21 protein-coding genes and 1 pseudogene are annotated in these 23,214 nt (G+C 56.5%); 12 read left to right on the forward strand and 10 right to left on the reverse strand.

Going from position 1 to position 23,214, the window contains the following annotated elements:
* Nucleotides 1-79: 79 nt before the first annotated feature.
* The 3 genes and pseudogenes from mdtI to VF709_RS05985 all read right to left on the reverse strand — a co-directional run bounded on the left by mdtI (nt 80) and on the right by VF709_RS05985 (nt 1,045).
* A complete protein-coding gene (mdtI, locus tag VF709_RS05975; protein ID WP_013096842.1) occupies nt 80-409 on the reverse strand; it encodes a multidrug/spermidine efflux SMR transporter subunit MdtI in 330 nt (109 codons plus the stop codon).
* Nucleotides 396-758, reverse strand: a complete 363-nt coding sequence (mdtJ, locus tag VF709_RS05980) for a multidrug/spermidine efflux SMR transporter subunit MdtJ (protein WP_029882799.1) — start codon at nt 756-758, stop codon at nt 396-398. The genes mdtI and mdtJ overlap by 14 nt, the downstream gene beginning before the upstream one ends.
* A 116-nt stretch (nt 759-874) precedes the next feature.
* Nucleotides 875-1,045 (reverse strand): annotated as a pseudogene (locus VF709_RS05985) (protein YdgV).
* 131 nt (nt 1,046-1,176) lie between these two features.
* On the opposite strand from VF709_RS05985, the gene VF709_RS05990 reads away from it, so the two are divergent.
* Nucleotides 1,177-2,214: an AI-2E family transporter gene (locus tag VF709_RS05990; RefSeq protein WP_020688252.1), complete on the forward strand. Its 1,038-nt coding sequence runs from the start codon at nt 1,177-1,179 to the stop codon at nt 2,212-2,214.
* A gap of 17 nt (nt 2,215-2,231) precedes the next feature.
* On the opposite strand, the gene VF709_RS05995 is transcribed toward VF709_RS05990, so the two are convergent.
* Nucleotides 2,232-3,257 carry an LLM class flavin-dependent oxidoreductase gene (locus VF709_RS05995; protein WP_038419270.1) on the reverse strand — a complete coding sequence of 342 codons (1,026 nt, stop codon included), beginning with the start codon at nt 3,255-3,257 and terminating at the stop codon, nt 2,232-2,234.
* A gap of 178 nt (nt 3,258-3,435) precedes the next feature.
* Between VF709_RS05995 and yajD the strand changes: the two genes are divergently transcribed.
* Nucleotides 3,436-3,783 carry an HNH nuclease YajD gene (yajD, locus tag VF709_RS06000; protein WP_006808895.1) on the forward strand — a complete coding sequence of 116 codons (348 nt, stop codon included), beginning with the start codon at nt 3,436-3,438 and terminating at the stop codon, nt 3,781-3,783.
* 129 nt (nt 3,784-3,912) lie between these two features.
* Here the strand turns inward: yajD and VF709_RS06005 are convergent, their stop codons facing one another.
* Nucleotides 3,913-4,701 carry a MipA/OmpV family protein gene (locus tag VF709_RS06005; protein ID WP_038419268.1) on the reverse strand — a complete coding sequence of 263 codons (789 nt, stop codon included), beginning with the start codon at nt 4,699-4,701 and terminating at the stop codon, nt 3,913-3,915.
* A gap of 90 nt (nt 4,702-4,791) precedes the next feature.
* On the opposite strand from VF709_RS06005, the gene VF709_RS06010 reads away from it, so the two are divergent.
* From VF709_RS06010 to VF709_RS06025, 4 genes are all read left to right on the forward strand, one after another.
* A complete protein-coding gene (locus VF709_RS06010) occupies nt 4,792-5,487 on the forward strand; it encodes a response regulator (RefSeq protein WP_038419267.1) in 696 nt (231 codons plus the stop codon).
* The gene (locus VF709_RS06015) at nt 5,484-6,680 is read left to right on the forward strand and encodes a sensor histidine kinase (RefSeq protein ID WP_038980429.1); all 1,197 of its coding nucleotides are present in this window, start codon (nt 5,484-5,486) and stop codon (nt 6,678-6,680) included. Before VF709_RS06010 ends, VF709_RS06015 begins: the two co-directional genes overlap by 4 nt.
* 78 nt (nt 6,681-6,758) lie before the next feature.
* On the forward strand, nt 6,759-7,907 hold the full coding sequence (locus VF709_RS06020) for an efflux RND transporter periplasmic adaptor subunit (RefSeq protein ID WP_149896430.1): 1,149 nt from the start codon (nt 6,759-6,761) through the stop codon (nt 7,905-7,907).
* A complete protein-coding gene (locus VF709_RS06025) occupies nt 7,904-10,978 on the forward strand; it encodes an efflux RND transporter permease subunit (RefSeq protein WP_440231084.1) in 3,075 nt (1,024 codons plus the stop codon). The genes VF709_RS06020 and VF709_RS06025 overlap by 4 nt, the downstream gene beginning before the upstream one ends.
* 317 nt (nt 10,979-11,295) lie before the next feature.
* Here VF709_RS06025 and VF709_RS06030 read toward each other — a convergent pair whose 3' ends face one another.
* Nucleotides 11,296-11,742: a hypothetical protein gene (locus VF709_RS06030; protein ID WP_045295893.1), complete on the reverse strand. Its 447-nt coding sequence runs from the start codon at nt 11,740-11,742 to the stop codon at nt 11,296-11,298.
* A gap of 72 nt (nt 11,743-11,814) precedes the next feature.
* Entirely contained in the window at nt 11,815-12,873 is a 1,059-nt protein-coding gene (locus VF709_RS06035; protein ID WP_149896432.1) for an SDR family oxidoreductase, read from the reverse strand.
* A 97-nt stretch (nt 12,874-12,970) separates the two neighbouring features.
* Between VF709_RS06035 and VF709_RS06040 the strand changes: the two genes are divergently transcribed.
* From VF709_RS06040 to umuC, 3 genes are all read left to right on the forward strand, one after another.
* The gene (locus tag VF709_RS06040) at nt 12,971-13,858 is read left to right on the forward strand and encodes a LysR family transcriptional regulator (protein ID WP_149896433.1); all 888 of its coding nucleotides are present in this window, start codon (nt 12,971-12,973) and stop codon (nt 13,856-13,858) included.
* 149 nt (nt 13,859-14,007) lie between these two features.
* The gene (umuD, locus tag VF709_RS06045) at nt 14,008-14,442 is read left to right on the forward strand and encodes a translesion error-prone DNA polymerase V autoproteolytic subunit (protein ID WP_029882790.1); all 435 of its coding nucleotides are present in this window, start codon (nt 14,008-14,010) and stop codon (nt 14,440-14,442) included.
* Nucleotides 14,426-15,688 carry a translesion error-prone DNA polymerase V subunit UmuC gene (umuC, locus tag VF709_RS06050; protein WP_023620348.1) on the forward strand — a complete coding sequence of 421 codons (1,263 nt, stop codon included), beginning with the start codon at nt 14,426-14,428 and terminating at the stop codon, nt 15,686-15,688. Before umuD ends, umuC begins: the two co-directional genes overlap by 17 nt.
* A gap of 37 nt (nt 15,689-15,725) precedes the next feature.
* Here the strand turns inward: umuC and VF709_RS06055 are convergent, their stop codons facing one another.
* Nucleotides 15,726-16,589 carry an aldo/keto reductase family oxidoreductase gene (locus tag VF709_RS06055; protein WP_095907749.1) on the reverse strand — a complete coding sequence of 288 codons (864 nt, stop codon included), beginning with the start codon at nt 16,587-16,589 and terminating at the stop codon, nt 15,726-15,728.
* Nucleotides 16,590-16,731: 142 nt separating this feature from the next.
* Here VF709_RS06055 and tcp point away from each other — a divergent pair, with 142 nt between their 5' ends.
* Entirely contained in the window at nt 16,732-18,393 is a 1,662-nt protein-coding gene (tcp, locus tag VF709_RS06060; protein WP_440231086.1) for a methyl-accepting chemotaxis citrate transducer, read from the forward strand.
* A 38-nt stretch (nt 18,394-18,431) separates the two neighbouring features.
* On the opposite strand, the gene smrA is transcribed toward tcp, so the two are convergent.
* Together smrA and VF709_RS06070 are read right to left on the reverse strand one after the other, a co-directional pair.
* Nucleotides 18,432-18,995: a DNA endonuclease SmrA gene (smrA, locus tag VF709_RS06065; RefSeq protein ID WP_013096859.1), complete on the reverse strand. Its 564-nt coding sequence runs from the start codon at nt 18,993-18,995 to the stop codon at nt 18,432-18,434.
* A gap of 353 nt (nt 18,996-19,348) precedes the next feature.
* Complete coding sequence (locus tag VF709_RS06070) at nt 19,349-20,260, reverse strand: LysR family transcriptional regulator (RefSeq protein WP_149896434.1); 912 nt, start codon at nt 20,258-20,260, stop codon at nt 19,349-19,351.
* A 175-nt stretch (nt 20,261-20,435) separates the two neighbouring features.
* On the opposite strand from VF709_RS06070, the gene VF709_RS06075 reads away from it, so the two are divergent.
* Both VF709_RS06075 and VF709_RS06080 read left to right on the forward strand, forming a co-directional pair.
* Nucleotides 20,436-21,746: a M20 family metallo-hydrolase gene (locus VF709_RS06075; RefSeq protein ID WP_013096861.1), complete on the forward strand. Its 1,311-nt coding sequence runs from the start codon at nt 20,436-20,438 to the stop codon at nt 21,744-21,746.
* Entirely contained in the window at nt 21,746-23,191 is a 1,446-nt protein-coding gene (locus tag VF709_RS06080; RefSeq protein ID WP_149896435.1) for a M20 family metallopeptidase, read from the forward strand. The genes VF709_RS06075 and VF709_RS06080 overlap by 1 nt, the downstream gene beginning before the upstream one ends.
* Nucleotides 23,192-23,214 lie beyond the last annotated feature (23 nt).

Consider the following 23,214-nt stretch of genomic DNA (forward strand, 5'->3'; position numbering starts at 1 on the left):
CCATCCTCATCATGTTTTGCTTTTCTAAGCGTAATACAGGCGGCGAATTTCGCCGCCTGTAGATGATGGCTGTCTTTTATCAGGCGAGTTTTATCATAATCATACCGGCCAGCAGCAATACCAGGCCGATCCAGCCTTTATTATTTAACCGTTGGCCGAAGAGCACCCATCCTGCTGCCAGGGTCGCGGCAATACCAAACCCGCCCCACAGGGCATAGGCTACTGACAGATCGATACCTTTGACCGCCTGAGACAGGGCGCTAAACGCCCCCAGCACAGCGGCAATCGACATCAGACCGTAAACTTTACGGCGAAAACCATCAGAGAATTTCAGAAACACGTTCGCCAGAATTTCCAGAACAATGGCGAACCCCAGCCAGGCCGCGTGGATCCATTCAAACTGCTGCATGGGTCTGCTCCTTCTGCGGTTTTGTCGGTTTACGTGTACCCGATTTAATCAGCACAATCCCGACTACCAGCGTCGTCAATCCGGCGATCTTCATTGTTGATAAGGTTTCGTCAAATAACAAAACGCTGAACAGCGTAATCAACAAAATACCGATACCTTCCCAGAGGGCATAAGCCACCCCCAGCGCGATTTTCTTCACCGCAAACGAGAGGAAAATATAGGAAAGCGAAATCATCACCAGCATTAAAATAAAACCGGTGTTGCCATCGCTGACGCTTGCCCATTTCATAGACAGCGTGCCGGTAATTTCAGCGAGAATAGCCAGGGCTAATAAAATCCAGTAAAACATGTTTTTCTCCTGCTTGAGAATATAATCCATCGCGGCTCGCTGCGAACAGCAAACCCAAAAAAGGAAATTAAATCAGATAGCTAAGCGCATGGCGCCAGCTCAGGCAGAAGAAGTGACTATAGCGCGTTGCGCCAGTGTTGCTCACCGGACAGAAAGAAGAAAGAGGTGGAGAATACAGCAGTATGGTTTGAAGAATACGTCCTGAACAAATTGTCCATAAAATTACAATTATCCGCGGTGTTGCTTCTCGTCTTTGCGGATCAAAATTGTCCTCGGTAGTTAAACACGCTAAATTTGTACCATAAGCCAGGATTTTACTCAAAGTCTTTTCAATTCTTTACCGAGGCCGTTTGATTTTGGTTAGTTTATTAAACGCCTTTCGCCTTTATTATAAATAAAAAAATACGCAGGAATTGCCATGGCTAAACCCATCATTACCCTGAACGGCCTCAAGATTGTCATCATGCTCGGTATGCTGGTGATCATCCTGACGGGCGTTCGTTTTGCCGCCGATATTATCGTGCCTTTTATTCTGGCGCTGTTTATTGCAGTGATCCTTAACCCGCTGGTTCAGCGCATGGTGCGGATACGCATACCGCGCGTGCTGGCGATCACCCTGCTCATCAGCATCATTATTATCGCGATGGTGCTGCTGGTCGCTTATCTGGGCACATCCCTGAATGAACTGGCGCGCACGCTGCCGAAATACCGCTCGTCGCTGGTGATACCGCTGTTGCAGATTGAACCCTGGCTGCAGCGCGCGGGCATTGAGGTCTCCGTTGAGGAACTGCTGAAGTATATCGACCCCAACGCAGCCATGACCCTCGTCACCAGCCTGCTGGCGCAGCTCTCCAACGCCATGACCTCTATTTTCCTGCTGTTTTTAACCGTGGTATTTATGCTGCTGGAGGTGCCGCAACTGCCTGCCAAACTACAGCATATAATGGTTCGGCCGGTGGAAGGCATGGGCGCGATTCAGCGTGCACTGGACAGTGTTTCCCGCTATCTGGTGCTGAAAACGGCGATCAGTCTCGTCACCGGGTGTGTTGTCTGGGGCATGCTGGTTGCGCTGGATGTGCGGTTTGCGTTCGTCTGGGGACTGCTCGCCTTTGCGCTTAACTATATTCCCAACATCGGTTCCGTGCTGGCGGCCATCCCGCCTATTCTGCAGGTGCTGGTTTTCAGTGGTTTGTATGATGCCCTGATTCTGCTGGCCGGTTATCTGGTAATTAACCTGGTCTTCGGAAACATTCTTGAACCGCGCATGATGGGACGCGGGCTCGGGCTTTCGACCCTGGTGGTGTTTTTGTCCCTGATATTCTGGGGTTGGCTGCTCGGCCCCGTTGGCATGCTGCTCTCCGTTCCGCTGACCATCATCGTCAAGATTGCGCTTGAGCAGACGGCGGGCGGGCAAAGTATCGCCGTACTGCTGAGCGATATGAGCCACAGAGGCTGAGCACCCCGTCAGTTTACCTACTCGCGCCAGCCCATTGCTGGCGCCACATGTTTGAGGATCGACTCAATCACATGCGCGTTGTAGTCCACGCCAAGCTGATTCGGTACGGTCAGTAACAGGGTATCCGCTTCGGCTATCGCGTCGTCCTGCTTCAATTGTTCAACCAGCTTGTCGGGCTCTGCCGCATAGCTGCGCCCGAAAATCGCCCGCGTTTTTTCATCCAGATAGCCCACGCTATCGCTGTCGTTGCGGCTGGCCCCGAAATACATCCGGTCACGGTCGTCCATCAGGGCAAAGATACTGCGGCTCACCGACACGCGCGGCTGACGGGTATGGCCCGCCTCAGCCCAGGCCTGACGATACGCGCGGATCTGTTTTGCCTGCTGAATATGGAACGGCTCGCCGGTTTCATCGTCTTTCAGCGTTGAGCTTTGCAGGTTCATGCCCAGTTTTGCGGCCCAGACCGCCGTTGCATTTGAACCGGCACCCCACCAGATGCGGTCGCGTAAACCTTCGGAATGAGGCTCCAGGCGCAGCAGGCCCGGCGGGTTCGGGAACATCGGTTGCGGGTTTGGTTTCGCAAACCCTTCTCCGCGCAGCACCTCAAGCAGCACCTCGGTATGACGACGCGCCATATCCGATTCGTTTTCCCCTTCCTGCGGGACATAGCCAAAGTGACGCCAGCCATCAATCACCTGCTCCGGCGAGCCGCGGCTAATTCCCAGCTGCAAACGCCCGCCAGAGATCAGATCCGCCGCCCCGGCATCCTCCGCCATGTACATTGGGTTTTCATACCGCATGTCGATCACGCCGGTACCGATTTCGATGGTTTTGGTTTTTGCGCCTATCGCCGCCAGCAAGGGGAACGGCGAGCTGAGCTGCCGGGCAAAGTGGTGCACTCGGAAATAAGCGCCATCGGCACCCAGCTCTTCAGCGGCCACGGCCAGGTCGATGGACTGGAGCAGCGTGTCCGCTGCGGTTCGGGTACCGGACTGTGGCGACGGCGTCCAGTGACCAAATGATAAAAATCCGATCTTTTTCATAAGGGGTAATCCTAAGAATGTGTTGCGTTTCTTCTACTCTACGCATTACCCGGCAACAATAAATGCCGTTTATTTAACGGAAAGCGTCAAATAAATTGACTGACCTGAGCAGATCGCTATTGCGTTCCATAATGGGATATAATTTCGCTCACTCTTTTCCTGGCAGGTAAAACCGGCAATGGCTCTGATCCCTAAAAACTACGCGCGGCTGGAAAGCGGCTACCGTGAAAAAGCATTAAAAATTTATCCATGGGTCTGTGGGCGCTGCTCACGGGAATTTGTCTATTCCAACCTTCGGGAACTGACGGTTCACCATATCGATCACGACCATACCAATAACCCGGAAGATGGCAGTAACTGGGAGCTGTTGTGCCTGTTTTGCCACGATCATGAACACTCGAAGTACACCGAAGCGGATCAGTACGGCACCACCGTTGTCGCGGGAGAAGACGCGCAAAAAGATGTGGGTGTGGCCACTTTTAATCCGTTTGCTGATTTGAAAGCGATGATGAACAAGAAGAAATAATCTTCCAGGAATTTTCTCGCTCCGGCCAGCTCTGTTCACCCGTATACATAGACGTACCAGGTAATGACATAGATGGCCGTAATGATTACCCCGGCTACGCCGAGGAAGATCGCATCTCTCACCTCCACACTAGAATGTCCAGGTGATGGCGGCGGTGACAGCGCCTTCGTTACGTCGCGATACGATCGGGCTGTTATTTGCATGCTCCCCAAGCCAGGTGTAGTCGGCACTCAGTACCGTGCCCCAATGGGTATCGAACTGATGACTCCATGTCAGGCTGCTGTCTATACCGTAGAATCCACCGGGCGCTGAATAACGGCTATAACCGGAGCGCTGACTCTGCTGCTGACTGACGCCATACCAGGTATTGAGGTAACGGCTGTCGCCAAACAGGGATGCAGACTGAAAAGCAATCGTGTCCTGACTGGTTTGTAGAGGAAGCAGCGTAACAGAGGCCTGGTAGTTTACCCCCTGACTGTCCGTTACAGGCAGGGTCGCTTTGCCTTCCACACTCAGCCAGGAAGTGATTTGCCAGCCGACCGCCAGCCCGGTATTCAGGCTGGTATCGATCTCTCCCATCCCTTTCAGATTATTTGCCCCCTCGCGCCAGCTGGCGTTTTCGTCCGCCCTCCCCAGGTCGTAACCCAGCGTATGTTCAAGGTACACGCCGCTGTCATTTTGCAGGTCATATCCAATGCCTTTCTGCGCATCAATAAAGAATGCACCTTTGCGCCCCTGTAAAACAGGAACCCCTTGCCATACCTGCTTGTCAGAGCCTGAATAACGAGGCGCATAGCGTCCTCCTGCCCCAATCGTCAAATAGTCGGAAGACGTTTGTGCCTCATCGGCGTGTACGCCGGATGCTGCCGTCATCAGAAACGGAACGGTCATATACAGGGCTTTTTTTCTCGCTATCATACTGGTCTCCACTTCTACGTTGTGCGCAGTATGATTTGGCTAAATCAATGAATAGTCGGGATAGTGTTAAGAAACGGTCAAGGTGAACAGATGTTGTCCAGAAGAGTGCTGATTATTGAAGATGATGCCGATGCGGCTGGCGTACTTGAAGCTTATTTACGCCGTGAAAATTACGATGTGACCGTCACGGGGGACGGGCTGGCCGGGCTGGAGATGGCGCAACGCTGGAAACCCGATCTTGTCTTGCTGGATGTCATGCTTCCCGGACTCAACGGAACTGAGGTGCTGGCCAGCCTGCGTCGCAAAAGCGATGTGCCCGTTATCATGGTGACGGCTATGGGCGATACGCCCGATCGCATCGGCGCGTTGAGATACGGGGCTGATGACTATGTCGTTAAACCCTATCATCCGGGTGAAGTCGTGGCACGGGTGCAGGCGGTGCTGCGCCGGAGCAATAAAAACACGCGCGAAGAAGAGATCCTTCGCTGGCAGACGCTGGAGGTGGATGTCACGGCCATTGTGGCGAGCATCATCAATGATGACAATACGCCGCGGGTTCTGGATCTGACCCCAACGGAATTTTCGCTACTGACCACGCTGATGCGTTCACCTTCGCGTCCTTTTTCCCGTCAATATTTACTGGAGCACTGTTTGCCGGAAAGCGAGGCCCTGGAGCGGGTGGTGGATACCCATATTTATAACCTGCGTAAAAAACTCGAAGCCGCGGGTCTTTCCGGCGTGCTGGTTAACGTTCGCGGCGTGGGTTACAGGTTCAGACAGCCATGATAAAGACCCGTCATTCCTCCCTCTGGCGCTGGATTTGCGCGCGTATCCTGGCGCTGGCGATTGGCAGCGTGATCGTTATAGCTGCCTGTATGTGGCTGCGTTACGCCGTGCAGAACTACTGGATAATGGGCAAAATGCCCGCAGCGGTCCGGCAGGAGTTTCTCACGCTCAGCCAGAATCCGCAGTCAAACCCGGCCCGCTTTCACGATATTGTAGACAGCTGGTGGGGGCTCAGTTACTCCACCCCATCTATCGCCTCGGCTGACTGGGTCACCGTGGCTCTGCTGGTGCTGGTGATGATCCCCTTCATTGTGGTGATGGGACTTAAGCACGCGCGTCCTCTGGCGCTGCAGTTCAGCTGTCTTCGTGATGCGGCCAAAGATGTGGCCGATGGGCAGTTTGGCCGACAGGCAGAGCTGGTGAAAGAAGCGCCCGCAGAAATGATCAGCTTTGCGGCTGACTTTAATACCATGACCGGACAACTGGCTCGCTATGAAAAGGAGCTTCGCGCCTCGCACGTTGCCATGGCACATGAGCTGCGCTCTCCCCTGACGGCAGCCATTGGACGTCTGCAGGGTATGATGGACGGCGTGTTTGACGCCACCCCGGAGCAGTTGGGGATGGTGATGAAACAGCTCCAGCACCTCAACCGGCTGACCGATGAATTGCACCTTCTCTCTTTGGCTGATGCGGGAAATCTTGTGCTTGAAGACAGGCCATTCCGTCTGGATGAGCTGATTCAGGAGCGGGCAGACTGGATAACCCCGCAGGCCGATGCGCATAATTTTACGATAACGTTGCGTAACCCGCGCGCATGCCCCTTCAGAGGCGATGCGTTCCGTATGGGACAGGTATTTACGATCCTCATGGAGAATTCACTCCGCTACGGACGCGAGGGAGGCCATCTGGAGGTGGCCCTGCATTATGCCCAGGGGCAGTACACCCTCGAATTCGCCGATGACGGTCCGGGTGTATCAAAGCACTTTTTACCGGACATGTTTAAGCGATTTAGCCGCGAGGAACAATCACGCGCCCGGCACTCCGGTGGCAGCGGCCTCGGTTTATCAATTGCGCAGGCGATTTGTCAGGCGCATGGGGGAAGTATTAGCGCGTCATTACCAGAAACCGGAGGGCTTCTGGTGCGCATCCAACTGCCCTGGCGCGCTTGTGACGAGGAAAATTCCCGCTCTTGATAAACCCTTGACACAACATCGAATCTTTCTCGATGAACAGCCGATTAAATAACGCCATCCCTTTTCTGGAGCGGCGTTATGTCAGACGAATTCATTCTCTCCCTCCGCCACAGCCTGCATCATGTATACAGCGTGGCGCGCACCCTTTCCTGGCTACACTTTATTCCCCTGGTGATACTTGCCCTGGCTATCTTCCCGCTAACCGGTTGCGGCGATAAACACGAAAACACGCCGCCCCCCGTGCGGGCGGTACGCTACAGTGTGGTGGGTTCAGCGAAAACGCTGCCAGCACTGGAAAGAACCGGTGAGATCCATGCCCATGATGAGACGACGCTGAGTTTCCGTACCGGGGGCAGGATCCTCACGCGCGTCGTCGATATTGGCGATCGGGTTACCGCCGGGCAACTGCTGGCGACCCTCGACAATACCACCGGACAAAATCAGCTCGACGCGGCCACCGCTGACTATGAGGGTGCCAAAGCCTCAGCGCAGATTGCCGCGCTCAACGTCAACAGAATGCAAACGCTGATGCCCACCGGCGCTATAGCCCGCACACAACTCGACACAGCCCGTGCAGACTGGCTTGTCGCCAGCGCGCGTCTGAAAAGTAGCGAGGCGGCACTGCGCAACGCCCGGGAAAGTCTGGGCTGGACCCGCCTTCTCTCGCCGAAGGAAGGCATCATTACCGCGGTTAGCGCCTCTGCGGGCCAGATTGTCAGCGCAGGCCAGTCGGTGCTGACGCTGGCGACCGGTGAAGCCCGCGATGTGGTGTTTGATGTTGCCGCGCCTGATGAGATCCCCTCACCAGATAAGGCTGATTTCCGCGTCGCCTTGCTCAGCGACCCGACGGTCAATGCTTCAGCGGTGTTACGCGATATCACGCCTCAGGCCGATCCCCTGACCCGTACCTGGCGGGTCAGAGCCACCCTGAACAACTCGCCCGCCGCCATGGCACTGGGTGCCAGCGTCACCGTAACCCTGCCCTCCAGTGCCGCGTGCGGTTACGTCCTTCCTGCGTCGGCACTGAGTCGTTACGTAGACAAGCCCGCTGTGTTTGTAATCAACCGGCAATCTCAGGCGCAACTGCGCGTGGTTGTGCCTGCACGTTACACGGCCTCCTCCGTCATCATCGCCTCCGGTCTTGCGCCCGGTGACAGGGTGATTACGGCTGGCGTGAGCAAATTACGCTCAGGAGAACAGGTGATTGCCGGGGAGGAGCAGCCATGAACATGAGAAGCACAAAAGAGACATTTAACCTCTCCGCCTGGGCGCTTAAAAATCAGCAGATGGTCAGTTTCTTTATGCTGCTAGTGATGGCGATGGGCGTGTTCTGTTACGAGCGCCTGCCGCGCAACGAAGATCCGGCGTTTACCATCAAAACGGCCGTGGTCTCCGCGCAATGGCCGGGGGCATCGGTAGCGGACACGACTCGCCTACTGACGGATACGCTTGAGAAAAAGTTACAGGAGATCCCCTGGCTTGATTATATCGAAAGCGAAACCCGGGCAGGACGCACCGTTATTCATGTCAACCTGCGCGATGATACGCCGCCGCAAACGGTGCCGGATATCTGGTACCAGGTGCGGAAGAAAATGCAGGATATCGCCCCGTCCCTGCCAGAAGGCGTTCAGGGCCCTGATGTCAACGACGAATTTGACGACACGTTCGGCACAATTTATGGCTTCATCCCCGAAGGCTATACCCTGCGGGAGGTTCGGGATCGGGTGGAGACACTGCGTCGGGAACTGATGTCCCTGCCGGATATCGGCAAAACCACCCTGCTGGGTGAACAGCAGGAACAGATGGTTCTGGCCTTTTCCCCGGCCCGTCTGGCGGGGATGGGTCTGGATATTCAGCAGGTGGCGGAGGCGCTCAGGGCGCAGAATGCAGTCGTCCCGGCGGGCATCATACGCACGGGGCAGGAGAACATCGCACTCCACGTCAGCGGTGCGCTCACCTCAGAGGAGAGTTTACGCGCGGTCACGCTGCATATTAACAATCGTTATATCCCCCTGACTGACATTGCCACCCTCACCCGGAAAAGCGCCGAGCCGCCCTCACCGGCGTTCCGGGTCAACGGAAAACCGGCTATCGGGCTGGCGATTTCAATGGCGCCGACAGGCAATATGCTGCGCTTTGGCGCCGCGTTGAATCAAAGAGTGGCCGCCCTCAGCGCCGGGCTGCCGCACGGTATCGAGATGGTGAAGGTCGCCGATCAATCCGCGGTAGTCAGTGACGCGGTGAGTGGTTTTATCAGGGTTCTTATTGAAGCGGTGGTTATCGTCCTGGCCGTTTCATTTGTCTCTCTGGGGCTACGGGCGGGGCTGGTTGTGGCTGCGGCAATCCCGCTGGTTCTGGCCATGACCTTCGCCGGAATGATGCTGGCCGGGATTGGCCTGCAGCGCATCTCGCTCGGGGCACTGATTATTGCGCTGGGTCTGCTGGTGGATGACGCCATGATCACCGTGGAAACCATGGTTTCTCGTCTGGAGGCTGGCGATTCCCGTCGGCAAGCGGCAACCCGGGCGTTCACAACGACGGCATTCCCGATGCTCACCGGCACACTGGTGATGATCGCCGGATTTATTCCGGTCGGCTTTGCGGCATCCAGCGCGGGTGAATACTGCTTTTCTCTGTTTGCGGTCGTGCTGATTGCCCTGCTGTGTTCATGGGTGGTCGCGATCCTGTTTTCACCGCTGACCGGAACATGGCTGCTGCCGAAGAACGTCAGGCATCATGCCTCCGGCCCGGGGCGGCTTGCTCGCGGGTATCACTGGCTGCTGCGTAAGGTATTGCGCCACCGACTCACCACCGTGCTTTGCGCCCTTGCCGCACTGGTTTTGTCCATATTCGGGACGACATTTATGCAGGGTGAGTTTTTTCCCGCTTCCGACAGACCAGAGCTGCTGGTGAGCCTGACGCTTCCGGCCAACGCCTCACAGCCGGAAACGCAAAGAGAGGCTGAAAAGCTGGAGAAGGCGCTGGCAGGCAATAGCAATACCGATCATTACTCAACATACGTAGGATCGGGCGCTATCCGTTTTTATCTGCCAATGGATGTGCTGCTGGAGAATGAAAACAGTGCCCAGTTGGTGGTGGTCGCGAAAAACCTCGCCGCCCGCGACCGTCTGCACGCACAGCTGAACAAGATACTGGCGACGCAATTTAGCGACATCATCACACGCGTATCGCCCCTGGAGCTCGGCCCCCCGGTCGGCTGGCCAATCAAATACCGGGTTAGCGGGCCGGACTATGTGAAGGTTCGGGCGCTGGCGAATCACCTGACGGAGGTGATTGGCCGATCACCGCTCTCACGTGAAGTCAACCAGACCGCTGGTGAACCGGAGAGAGTGATTACTCTTGAGGTGAATCAGACAGCGGCCCGGGCTGCGGGCGTGTCGTCAGAAAGTCTGGCCCGGACGCTGAATACGGTCTGGTCCGGCAGCGTCGTGACCTCAATACGGGATAATGACCGGCTGGTGGATGTGGTGCTCCGCGCCAGAGACAGTGAACGTCTTAATCTGGCCACACTGTCGTCACTGACCGTTGAGGGGAACGATGGCAAAAAAATTCCGCTCAGTGCTGTCGCAACGCCGGTCTGGGGTGTGGACGATCCGGTTGTCTGGCGTCGTCAGCGCCTGCTGTTTATCACCGTGCAAACTGACCTTGCGCCGGGACTCAGAGCCGAGGTCGTCTCCGCCGCGCTGCGCCCGGCAGTGGATAAACTGCGTGCCCGTTTGCCTGCGGGCTACAGTATTGAGGAAGGCGGCGCGGTTGCGGAGTCTGATAAAGGAAACCGCTCTGTCTTTACCGTTCTTCCGGTGACGCTGGTCATTATGTTGTTATTGCTGATGCTTCAGCTACGACGCTATTCCCGGATGTTTCTGGCCCTGTTCATGGCCCCGTTTGGCTTACCGGGCATCGTTCTGGCGATGCTGCCGGGTGGAACACCGATGGGGTTCGTCGCCCTGCTGGGCGTGATCGCGCTGGCGGGCATGATCATTCGTAACGCGGTGATCCTGCTCGGCGAAGCTGACAGCAATCTGGCTCAGGGGATGACGAACGATGCCGCCATTATCGCAGCCGCAGAGCACCGGGCCAGACCTATCTGTCTGACCGCCTGTGCCGCCATTCTGGGCATGATCCCCATCTCGCACCAGGTATTCTGGGGACCTATGGCGTATGCCATTATCGGGGGGTTGCTGGTCGCGACGCTGGTCACACTCACGGTACTGCCCGCGTCGTTCAGTCTGTTATTACAGTGGGGGGACGGTTTACGCAACCGGCACAGCGTATAAAACCCGGTCTGTGCTGAAAGCGAAATTGTCCCCCGATCCGTTACGCGGCCGTCAGCGCAAAACGGGTTCTCAGGACCTCAGCAATATCCTCTTCCGCCAGTTGCTGTGTCTTTGTGCCATTTGCGGTGATGGTCTTCAGCATATTGCCCAGCAGGATCTGGCGTCCTCCTTCGTTGCCAGGAGGCCGAAGGTCTGATCAATGCGCTGGAGGTGCATCGTCGCGATTTGTGACGGGCTGGCGGGTACCGCGTTCAGAGCGTCGATGCGTTAATGGTTAGTGACTGGCTGGATCGTCTCTGAATGCCGCATGGTGGCATTCAGAAATTGAAAACGGAAAGATCTTTAATATCGGCGTGTGGATTGGCGTTTTTTACCGCTATCAAAAAAGCAGAGAAATTATGATTAAACATCGTTACGTTCGGGTAAAACTGCACCTGTTTTTCCCTTCCGTTTTCAACATAGCTTACTGACCAGATCCGACGATTATTGACCATCGTCGATCCCGGCTTAATGTTTACTATCCTGGCCAGTTCAACCTGAGTGGTTCTATCCTTCTGAATTTCATAAAAATATCGCTCATCATAAAAATAAACCTTGCGGGAAAAACAATCAAAAAACCACGGGTTAGTGGATATTTTCTTCTTGCCCTGGGCATCTGAAACGATGCGTTTCGGCTGGCGAAATGACCTCACTCCATTCCTTATCACCAGATATAACCCAATAACCGGCAGAGCCATTAATAAAACGCTGATTGCTTCCCGCATATTCACCAATCCCGTTGATCACAGTCATGAGCGAGTATAACGGGTTCGTTCCTGAGAACAACATCCCCCCTGTCAGGGAATAATGCGTGCCGCCCTGAGCTGTGCGAACAGGCTGAAAAACATCTCGTCGGTGGCCCGCATGGCGGTGAATCCGGCCCGACGCAGCTTGCTGCCATCGCCAAACATATCGTAATCCCAGCCAAACACGAAGTCGGCAAACTGTCCGTCATTCAGCTGCAAAATATCGCTTTCCACCAGCCCGCGAGCTGCGGCGAGTTCGCGCCATACCGCGCGGTAGTCCGTAAACAGCTGCTGAAATGAGAGCCGGACCGGGGGGGCAGACTCCAGTTCAAACCAGTGTGCAATGCGTGGCCACAGCTCGCTCCAGCGCCAGATGTCACCGTTATTCACATTGAATGCCTGGTTCTCTGCTACCGGCGACGTGGCGGCCCACACGGTCGCCTCTGCCAGCAATTCACCGTCTGTATGATCAACAATGCTGTGCCAGGTCTGTTCGGCGCCGGGAAAACGCAGCGGTAAATTCAGCGCCTTACACAGCGATGCGTACAGCGCGATGCTCAGGGCAAGATTCATGGCGTTACCCGGCACCGTGCTGCCCACCACGCCCGGCCGGATGGCGCTCCAGTGCCACGCTTTTCCCCGCTGAAAATCGCTAAGCCACCTGAGCTGGGCCGCGTTAAACTCCGCGCCCGGTACGCCGGGATCGCTTTCACGTGCCGGGGTTTTGAACGGGCCAAGATGCGCGCCGTAGACTTTGTAGCCCTGCATCAGGCTGACCGTCTCAAGGGGCGCCGTGTTTTCGAGGTTACTGACCAGATGGCGCAGCATGGTGACGTTCGGTTCAACCATCTCTGTCCAGTTCGCGGCATTGACCCAGGCGCTGTAAAACACATGAGTGATCCCGCTGAGCGATGACAGTGCCCGCGCGCTGTCCTGCGCATCCAGTAAATCAACATTAACCATCGCAATGCCTTCAGGGTGAGATACCGCCTGGCGGCTCAGGCCAATGACCTCCCACTGATGGCGCAAAAGCGTTTTGACCAGCTGGTTGCCAACAATCCCGCTGGCGCCAGCGACCAGCGCGACCCTGTGTTGCTGCGTCGTATTCATGGTGTTTCTCCGAAAGGGGTGACAGACACAGTGTGATCTATTATTTTTTCCTGATATATCCCCCAAATCCGATGGCATTTATAAGCAGAATCACGAAATGAATAATAAGCTCAACGCCATTTCCACCTTTCTGCGCGTCGCCGAAGCGGGCTCCTTTTCCGCTGCCGCTCGCCTGGCCGGGATCAAGCAGTCCGCCGTCAGCCAGCAGATCGCCGCCCTTGAGGAAGAGCTCGGTGTGGTATTGCTGCATCGTACAACGCGCAGGATGAAGCTCACCGCGCAGGGTGAGTGTTACCGGCGGGATATGCAGCTTGTGCTGGAGGCCATGCAGGAAGCAGAGCGACGCCTGAACCCGGTTGAGCATCAATATCAGGGGGCCGTACATGTGCAGTTGCCGAGCGGCCTGGGCCAGATCGTGTTGCCGCGCCTGCTGACGCTACAGCGCATGAATCCTGAATTACATCTGCAGGTTTCGCTTGATGACCGCATCGCCGATCTGGTCACCGAAGGGGTGGATGTGGCGCTTCGGCTGAGCGCGGAGCCTCCGCAAACCCATGCCGCACGCGTACTGGCACGCATTGAAACGCCGCTCTTTGCCGCCCCGTCATACCCGCCGGTCGAGTCCGTGTACGCGCTGGCGGCGCTTCCCCACGTGCGATTCAGCGGCATCCCGCCGGACGCCCCTTTGCGTCTGGTTTCTGATGACGAAACGATTGATATTGCAGTGAATACCGTTTTCCGAGCCAATACCAGCGACGCCCTGTTACAGGCGCTGGAGGCAGGCATGGGTATTGGCGGTATGCAACTACCGCTCGCGGCACGGGCGTTGCAAACCGGCACGCTGGTGCAGGTACTCCCCGCGTGGCGGTTACCCGACCGCTTTCTCTATGCGGTTTATCCGGACGCTCGCTTTATTCCACACAGGGTCAGAAGCGTTGTGGGGGTTATAGAACAGCTACTGCCTGAAATAATTAAGAAAAATTAAACATTCCAGAATGCATACTCGCCAGCGCGCCTTGTTGAACTAAAAATTTTCGACTTTCAACGAGTTCCGGAAAATTCCCCTCCCGTCTCTTGATCGTTCTGGTTAATCATGAATACTGTATATAAACACAGTAATATGAGTTAACCATTATGCAGTTGATCTCTCCTTTGGGGCCTGATGCCACGTTATTGCTTCCGTTGTTTATGGAGCGGGTGCCCTGTGGCTTCCCCAGCCCTGCTCAGGATTATGTCGAGGATAGCCTTGATCTGAACAAGCTGGTGATCAAACACCCCAGCGCGACCTATTTTGTCAGGGTGAGCGGTGATTCGATGATCGGCGCAGGCATCAGCCATGGTGACCTGCTGGTGGTTGACCGTTCGTTAAACGCCGTTCATGGCGATATTGTGATTGCGGCGGTCGCGGGCGAATTTACCGTGAAGGAGCTGCAAACGCATCCGCGTCTTCAGCTCATCCCCCATAATCCTGACTACGCACCGGTCGTTTTTGCCGCAGAAGACGAGCTGGAGATCTTCGGCGTTGTGACGTTTACCCTGAAAGCTAACCGCCATGTTCGCGCTCGTTGACGTAAACAGTTTTTACACCTCCTGCGAGACGGCGTTTCGGCCCGACCTTAAGGGGAAACCCGTGGTGGTCGTTTCAAACAACGACGGCTGTATCATTTCACGTTCAGCAGAAGCAAAAGCATTGGGGATCGGCATGGCCGGTCCCTACTTCAAGCTGAAGGATGAGCTGAGACGCCAGAAGGTACACGTCTTTAGCTCCAATTATGCGCTGTATGCGGATATGAGCCGCCGGGTGATGACCATTCTCGAAGAGATGGCCCCGAGAGTGGAGATCTACTCGATTGATGAAGCCTTTCTGGATCTGACGGGCGTCAGCCAGTGTATGTCTCTGGAGGCGTTCGGTCAGGCTATCCGCCAGCGCCTGTACAAAGAGACCGGCCTGCTGGTCGGGGTCGGTATCGCGCCCACCAAAACCTTAGCCAAGCTGGCTAACCATGCCGCCAAAACCTGGAAGAAAACCAACGGTGTGGTGGATTTATCGAATATCGATCGTCAGCGTAAACTGCTGTCACTGGTACCGGTCAGCGAAGTGTGGGGCGTCGGGCGCAGGATCAGCAAAAAACTGAATCTGATGGGGATTGAGACTGCCCTGCATCTGGCGGAATGTTCAAGCTGGGTGATCCGTAAACACTTTAATGTCGTGCTGGAAAGAACCGCCCGCGAGTTACGCGGTGAACCGTGTCTGGCGCTGGAAGAGTTTTCGCCAACAAAGCAACAAATCATCTGCAGCCGCTCCTTCGGCAGCCGTATCACCCGGTATGACGATATGCACCAGGCGATCTGCGCCTATGCCGAACGCGCCGCCGAGAAGCTGCGCGAAGAGAAACAGTTTTGCTGCTATATCAGCGTCTTTATTCGCACCAGCCCGCATGCAGAGGACGAGGTTTTTTATGGTAACCAGGCCTCCGGCAAGCTGACGATCCCCACCAACGATACGCGGGATATTATCAGGGTAGCTATCGAGTCATTAAACCGAATCTGGAAAGAGGGACATCGCTATATGAAAGCGGGCGTCATGCTCAGTGACTTTTTCAGTCAGGGCGTGGCGCAGCTTAGCCTGTTCGATGAACACCCACCGCGGCCAGACAGTACAGCCCTGATGCAGGTTATCGACCGCCTTAACCGTTCAGGCCGGGGGTCTGTGTGGTTTGCGGGCCAGGGGGCGGTGAAATCCTGGGCGATGAAGCGGGATATGCTGTCGCCCTGCTACACCACGCGCTATTCCGATTTGCCGATCGTTAAATAACAAAGCCCGGATCCCTCCGGGCTCTGTTTATACGTGATTACACCAGCGCATTCAGCGTAGCCAGCGCGTCAGGCGGTAACACCAGCTCCCCTGCCGCGAGGTTTTGCCGCAGATGCGCCACGGAAGAGGTTCCCGGGATCAGCAGAATGTTCGGAGAACGCTGCAGCAGCCAGGCCAGCGCAACCTGCATCGGTGTCGCCCCCAGGTCGTCCGCCACCGCCTGCAGCCCGGAAGATTGCAGCGGCGTAAAACCGCCCAGCGGGAAGAACGGCACATAAGCAATCCCCTGCTGCGCAAGCGAATCCACCAGCGCATCGTCACTACGGTTCACGATGTTGTACATGTTTTGCACACACACCACGGGCACCATCTTCTGCGCCTCGGCAACCTGCATGGCGGTGACATTGCTCAGACCAATATGTCGCACCAGCCCTTGCTGCTGTAGCTCTGCCAGGGTGGACAGCGGTTCAGCGATCGAGCCTTCCGCCGGTCCGTGTGCGCTAAACATAATCCGCAGGTTCACCACGTCCAGCACATCCAGCTGCAGATTGCGCAGGTTGTCGTGTACCGCCTGGGTCAGCTCCTGGGCGGAAAAGGCCGGCAGCCAGGCGCCTTTATCATCGCGTCGCGCACCGATTTTGGTGACGAGGGTAAGATCGTCCCGGTACGGATGCAGCGCCTCGCGGATCAGCTGGTTAGTCACATGCGGACCATAAAAATCGCTGGTATCGATATGATTCACGCCCGCCGCCACGGCTTCCCGGAGCACCTCCAGCGCGGCATTTTTGTCCTTCGGTGGCCCAAAAACGCCCGGCCCGGCCAGCTGCATTGCGCCGTAACCCAGCCGTTTAACCGTGCGTGTGCCCAGCGCGTATGTCCCGCTTTTATCGATGCTGCTCATGTTCACCTTCCTCATAAAAAAGATCCGGATTTACAACAGGTTCCCGACCAGAACCCATAGTTAAGCGCGAGTTAAATTAAAGTTTAAATTTTAGACGACGATAGTATTTGTGTACCCCTGCACTTTCTTACGGACGACCGCTATGCTGAAAAATCTGCACGTGATTACCGGTATTATCTTTGCTCTCACCATATTCTGCCTGCTACAAGTTGTCACGGGAGGGTTGTTCTACTCTGCCGTCAGCAACGATCGCCATAACTTCCAGAACTCCGGGGTGCTTAATGCCCAACAGGAGAGCCTGAGTGACAGCGTTAACACCCTCATCAAAACGCGCGTTACCGTGACGCGCGTGGCCATCCGCTATCTGAAAAATCAGCGCGATCCGGCGTCCCTTGAGGCGATCAACAAACTGCTTGGCACCGCGGGTAACTCTCTGGCTAAAGCAGAAGCCTATAACAAACAGTGGCAGGCCCTGCCGCAGGTTAACGGCCAGAGTGCGGCGCTAACCGACGAGATGCTGAAATCCTGGAACCAGATGCACGAAGTGATGCGTCTGTCGATTGAGTATCTGCGTGCCGACAACTATCAGGCCTATGGCGATCTGGATGCGCAGCAGGCACAGGACGATATGGAAGCGGTCTATAACCGCTGGCGCGCCGAAAACAACACGCTGCTGAAAGCAGCGGCCGAAGAGAACCAGAGCAGCTTTACCCAGATGCAATGGACGCTGGCGGCTATATTCCTGGCCGTTATCGCCGTGCTGGTGGTGATCTGGCAGGGGTTACAGCACCTGCTGTTAAAACCGCTGCAAACCATTATGAACCATATTCGCACCATTGCGGCGGGCGACCTGACGCAGGATATTACCCTCTCTGGCCGCAATGAGATGGGCCAGCTGGCGGCCGGTCTGCATGAGATGCAGCAATCTCTGGTCACCACGGTCAGCGCCGTACGCGGCAGCACCGACTCCATCTACACCGGCGCAGGCGAAATTGCCGCCGGGAGCAACGATCTTTCCGCCCGTACGGAAGAACAGGCCGCCTCGCTGGAAGAGACCGCGGCCAGCATGGAAGAGCTGACCGCCACGGTGAAACAGAACTCCGACAACGCCCGTCAGGCGACCCTGCTGGCGAAGAACGCGTCTGAAACAGCGGCGCGCGGCGGTCATGTGGTGGATAACGTTGTCCGCACGATGACGGAAATTGCCGACAGTTCGCAGCAAATTGCCCACATCACCGGCGTGATTGACAGCATTGCCTTCCAGACCAACATTCTGGCACTGAATGCCGCGGTAGAAGCCGCACGCGCCGGGGAACAGGGCCGTGGCTTTGCGGTGGTCGCCGGGGAAGTACGTACCCTGGCGAGCCGCAGCGCGCAGGCGGCAAAAGAGATCAAGGGCCTTATCGAGAACTCTGTCAGCCGCGTGAATACCGGCTCTGAACAGGTCAGCGAAGCCGGTGCAACGATGAAGGAAATTGTGGCGGCGGTCACCCGCGTGACCGATATCATGGGCGAGATTTCATCTGCGTCCGATGAGCAGAGTCGCGGTATTGAACAGGTGAGCCTGGCCGTTTCGCAGATGGACAGCGTCACCCAGCAAAACGCCGCGCTGGTGCAGCAGTCCGCCACGGCGGCAGCGGCGCTGGAAGATCAGTCCGAACAGCTGCGCCAGGCGGTAGCGGCATTTCGTCTGAACGGTAAACAACAGGCCACCGCGCCCCGTACAACGCATGTGAAAACACCAAAGCTGTTGCGCCCGGCCACGGCAGGCACCGCCACCGACAGCAACTGGGAAACCTTCTGAGTTCAGCGCGGGCGAGCACCTCGCCCGCGCTAATCCCGTTAACGGCTGCGCTTGGCGTGCCGTTCCCAGTTCTCCTGTTTCGCGTCGTTGGATTTTCGCAGTGAAACATAACAGGCCCCGCTGCCGCCGTGATGCGGCAGCGCCACGCAGAAGGCCTGCACTTCCTCAAACTCTGTTAACCAGCGCGCCAGATAGCTACGTATCACGTTAGGATGAGCATTCTGTTCACGCCCTTTTCCATGAATGATAATCAGATTGCGTAATCCGTCGCGTCCGGCCTGGCGAATAAAGGCGTACAGCATCTGGCGGCAACGCTCGGCGGGCTGACGTAACAGGTTCAGGCTGGCCTCGCGGGAGTATTTCCCCGAGCGCAGCTTATCCATTACGCCCTGTTGTATCCCTTCACGCTGAAATGCCAGCGGCTCATCCAGGGGCAGAAGTTCCAGAAAGCCCAGGGTGAGGAAGTTATCCAGTTGCTCGGTATCAATCTCCTGGCGCGCCCGCGTGTTGCGGCTCGGCTGCCAGTGAATATCTGCGCAGCGCTTCAGGGGCTGGACATCCTCCATGGCGTCAAGAAACAGTGATTTGTCGTCAGGGTTCATGGAAATCCTCCGGCTACATCTGAGCCTGTACTATACCTTCGCGGGGGGTGTGCCTCAACAGCCGTTCCCCCGGGTAGGGTGGCGCTGAAAGCAAGCTGATGAATATCAATCGACAGCCGGGGAAAAATTAAACATCACTTAACTCAAACTTCAGCGTAAATAAAACACGCAATTTGGCTTAAACATCCATAAAATCAAACACTCAACCGCCTTTCATTTTGAGAGAAAGCTGTTATAACTTAATTAACCTGCCTCATGGATATAACATCCAGGATATGCGAAGGGATGCACTGCTGTGTGTACTGAAGGGTCTGTCTGATGTCGGACAGGCCCTGTTTTTTATGGATGATGTTTCACGCAGAGACGATTGCCCGCGCCTCGCGTCTGAACTGCGTAATTAACGACTCCGTAAGCGGGGTCTGGCGTGAATCCCGACGCTGAATTAAATAATACGTCGCTTTTGGAAGTGATTCGACAACCGGCAGCATAACCAGACGCCCTGCCAACAGGGGGTCACAACCCAGCTCCTGCGGCAATATGCTTAAAAAGTCGCTTTGTGCGACAAGGCTGATACACGACGAAAATGTTTCGCAGACCACGCCAATGCGGGGTATTTGCGAGCGATGGCTAAATACATCCTCTAACTGCTTATAATAACTTCCCCGGGGCGTTGGCATGGTCCAGTTATAATGCAGCAGATCGTTAATGGAGGTTGCTCCCGTCGCCGGATGCCCCTCCCGGCAAAATACGGCAAACGGTTTTTCTAATAGCTTTTCAAACGTAAATTCATGATCGTAAGGACCCTGATAATAGGTATTGATGGTGAAGTCCAGTTCGCCCTGGCGTAATTCATTGATCATCGATACCAGCTGCCCTTCCATAATTCGCACCTTAACCTGCGGATGCTGCACATGAAAGCGGGTGATAACCGCAGGCATAAGGCTTCGCGAAATACTCGCCCCCATCCCGATATTGATCTGCCCGGCCAGCTCGCCCTGCCGCTGGCGAATGTCATCCTGCGCCGCGCGCAGCTCTTCCAGAATCAGCCTGGCGCGCTGATAGAAGCCCTCACCACACTCGGTTAACGCCACGCCTTTGCTTCGGCGCACAAAGAGCTGCGCCGCCATGCCCTCTTCCAGCTCTTTGATCGATTTGGTCAACGCCGGTTGCGAAAGATTCAGCGTCCTGCTGGCGCCGCGAATGCTGCCCTGACGCGCCACTTCAACGAACGCCCGAATTTGATGAAATTTAATCTGAAATGACATAGCCCGACCGATAACCGTTGTTTATCAGAGTAAAGAAACTGTCATCTACTTTAATGGAAAGGGATGTGCGAGGGTAATTCCTGAACGGTTAAAACTGTGAAAAATCGGTTAGTGATAAGTAAAAACTATCACAGCGTGAAGCAGTTCACATATTTTAATGATGACAGGAACAGATATGGACTCACTGGCACAGTACATCCAAACCTTAGCCCCGCAACTGAGCGCATGGCGTCGCGATTTTCACCATTTTGCCGAATCCGGCTGGGTGGAATTTCGGACTGCCGCGAAGGTCGCGGAGATCCTGGATAGCCTGGGTTATGACCTGGCGATGGGCCGCGACGTGGTGGATGCCGAAAGCCGTATGGGGTTGCCGGATAACGCCACCCTGACGCGAGAATTTGCCCGCGCCCGTGCGCAGGGCGCGCCCGAAAAATGGCTCGCGCCGTTTGAAGGCGGCTTCACCGGCCTGGTTGCCACGCTTAACACCGGCCGTCCCGGCCCGACGCTGGCGTTTCGCGTGGACATGGACGCTCTCGACCTGAGCGAAGCGCTCGACGACAGCCACCGCCCGTTCCGCGACGGCTTTGCCTCCTGCAATCCGGGCATGATGCACGCCTGCGCGCACGACGGCCACACCACGATTGGCCTTGGGCTGGCGCACGTGCTCATGCACAACAAAGCGCAGCTGAACGGCACCATCAGGCTGATCTTCCAGCCTGCCGAAGAAGGCACTCGCGGCGCACGCGCCATGGTGGCCGCCGGGGCACTGGACGGGGTGGACTATTTCACCGCCATTCACATTGGTACCGGGGTGCCTGCCGGGACGGTGATCTGCGGCAGCGATAACTTTATGGCGACAACCAAGTTTGACGCGACGTTTACCGGCGTTGCCGCACACGCAGGCGGTAAACCGGAAGAAGGCCGTAACGCCCTGCTCGCCGCCGCCCAGGCCGCGCTCGCGCTGCACAGCATTGCGCCACACAGCGAAGGGGCTTCCCGGGTGAATGTGGGAGTGATGCAGGCCGGCAGCGGACGCAACGTGGTACCCGCCCATGCCCTGCTTAAGGTCGAAACCCGCGGCGAGAGCGAGGCGATCAATCAGTATGTGTTCGAACGCGCGCAATCCGTCATTACCGGTGCCGCCGCGCTGTACGGCGTGACGGCTGAGATGCGCCTGATGGGGGCTGCCACCGCCAGCGCTCCGACACCTGCCTGGGTGGATTATCTGCGCCAGCAGGCAAGCCAGGTGCCCGGTGTGGAACAGGCCATTGATAAGGTTAAAGCCCCGGCCGGTTCCGAAGACGCCACGCTGATGATGGCCCGGGTGCAAGAAAACGGCGGCATGGCCTCCTACATGGTGTTTGGCACCGATTTGAGCGCCGGACATCACAATGAAAAATTCGACTTTGATGAGCGCGTCATGACCGTCGCTATCGAAACGCTGGCGCGCACTGCGCTGAATTTCCCCTGGACGCGAGGTGTGTAATGCAGGAGAACTACGCTTTTATTGCCGATGCAATCGACACGCGATGTCAGACGTTCACCGACATTGCCGACGAAATCTGGGATCACCCGGAAACCCGCTTTGAAGAGTTCTGGTCCGCAGAGCGGCTGGCCAGCGCGCTGGAAGCGGAAGGCTTCACCCTGATCCGTGAGGCTGGCGGCATTCCGAATGCCTTTATCGCCAGCTTCGGTAGCGGTAAACCGGTGATTTCCCTGCTCGGCGAATATGACGCGCTGGCCGGATTAAGCCAGCAGGCACACTGCGCGACGGCACACGCCACCACGCCCGGTGCTAACGGCCACGGCTGCGGGCATAACCTGCTCGGCACCGCGGCGTTTGCGGGTGCCGTTGCGGTGAAAAGCTGGCTGGAGCAGCACGGCGGGAGTGGAACCGTGCGTTTTTACGGTTGTCCCGGCGAAGAAGGCGGTTCCGGTAAAACGTTTATGGTCCGTGAGGGCTTGTTTGACGACGTTGACGCCGCGGTCACCTGGCATCCGGAAGCGTTTGCCGGCATGTTTAACGTCAGTACGCTGGCCAATATCCAGGCCGCCTGGCGCTTTAAGGGCGTGGCGGCGCATGCGGCAAACTCGCCGCATCTGGGGCGCAGCGCGCTGGATGCGGTGACGCTGATGACCACCGGCACCAACTTCCTCAACGAACATATCATCGAGAAAGCACGCGTCCATTACGCCATAACCGATACCGGCGGCATCTCCCCCAACGTGGTGCAGGCGCAGGCCGAAGTGCTGTACCTGATCCGCGCCCCGGAGATGGCCGACGCGCAGCAAATCTACGCGCGCATTGAGAAGATCGCGCAGGGTGCGGCGTTGATGACCGAAACCACCGTCGAGTGTCGCTTTGATAAAGCCTGCTCCAGCTACCTGCCAAACCGCACGCTCGAAGCGGCGATGTATCGCGCCCTGCAACATTACGGCACGCCAGCCTGGACGGAGGAAGAACGCGCTTTTGCCCGGGAGATCCGCGCCACCCTGACGGCAAACGATCTGCAAAACAGCCTCAGAAACATTGCTGCAACCGGGGGGAACGAAGGTAAAGCCTTTGCCCGCCGCCACCAGGAGACCCTGCTGGTGGACGAGGTCGCGCCTTACGCCATCACCGATAACGTGCTGGCAGGCTCCACGGACGTGGGTGACGTTAGCTGGAAAATGCCCGTCGCCCAGTGTTTCAGCCCCTGCTTTACCGTCGGCACGCCGCTGCACACCTGGCAACTGGTGGCTCAGGGGCGAACGTCCATTGCCCATAAAGGCATGCTGCTGGCCGGGAAAGTGATGGGTGCCACCGCGCTACATCTGCTGCAGGACGCAGACCTGCTGAAAAAATGTCGTGAAGAGTTCGAACAACAAACACAAGAAAAACCGTACGTGTGTCCGATCCCTGCGGGCGTGACACCGTCACCTTTAAAATAAAAAAACACAACACAACACAACAG

This window comes from Enterobacter sp. Lyrl_3, from assembly GCF_051948675.1.
GTDB classification, from domain to species: domain Bacteria; phylum Pseudomonadota; class Gammaproteobacteria; order Enterobacterales; family Enterobacteriaceae; genus Enterobacter; species Enterobacter cloacae.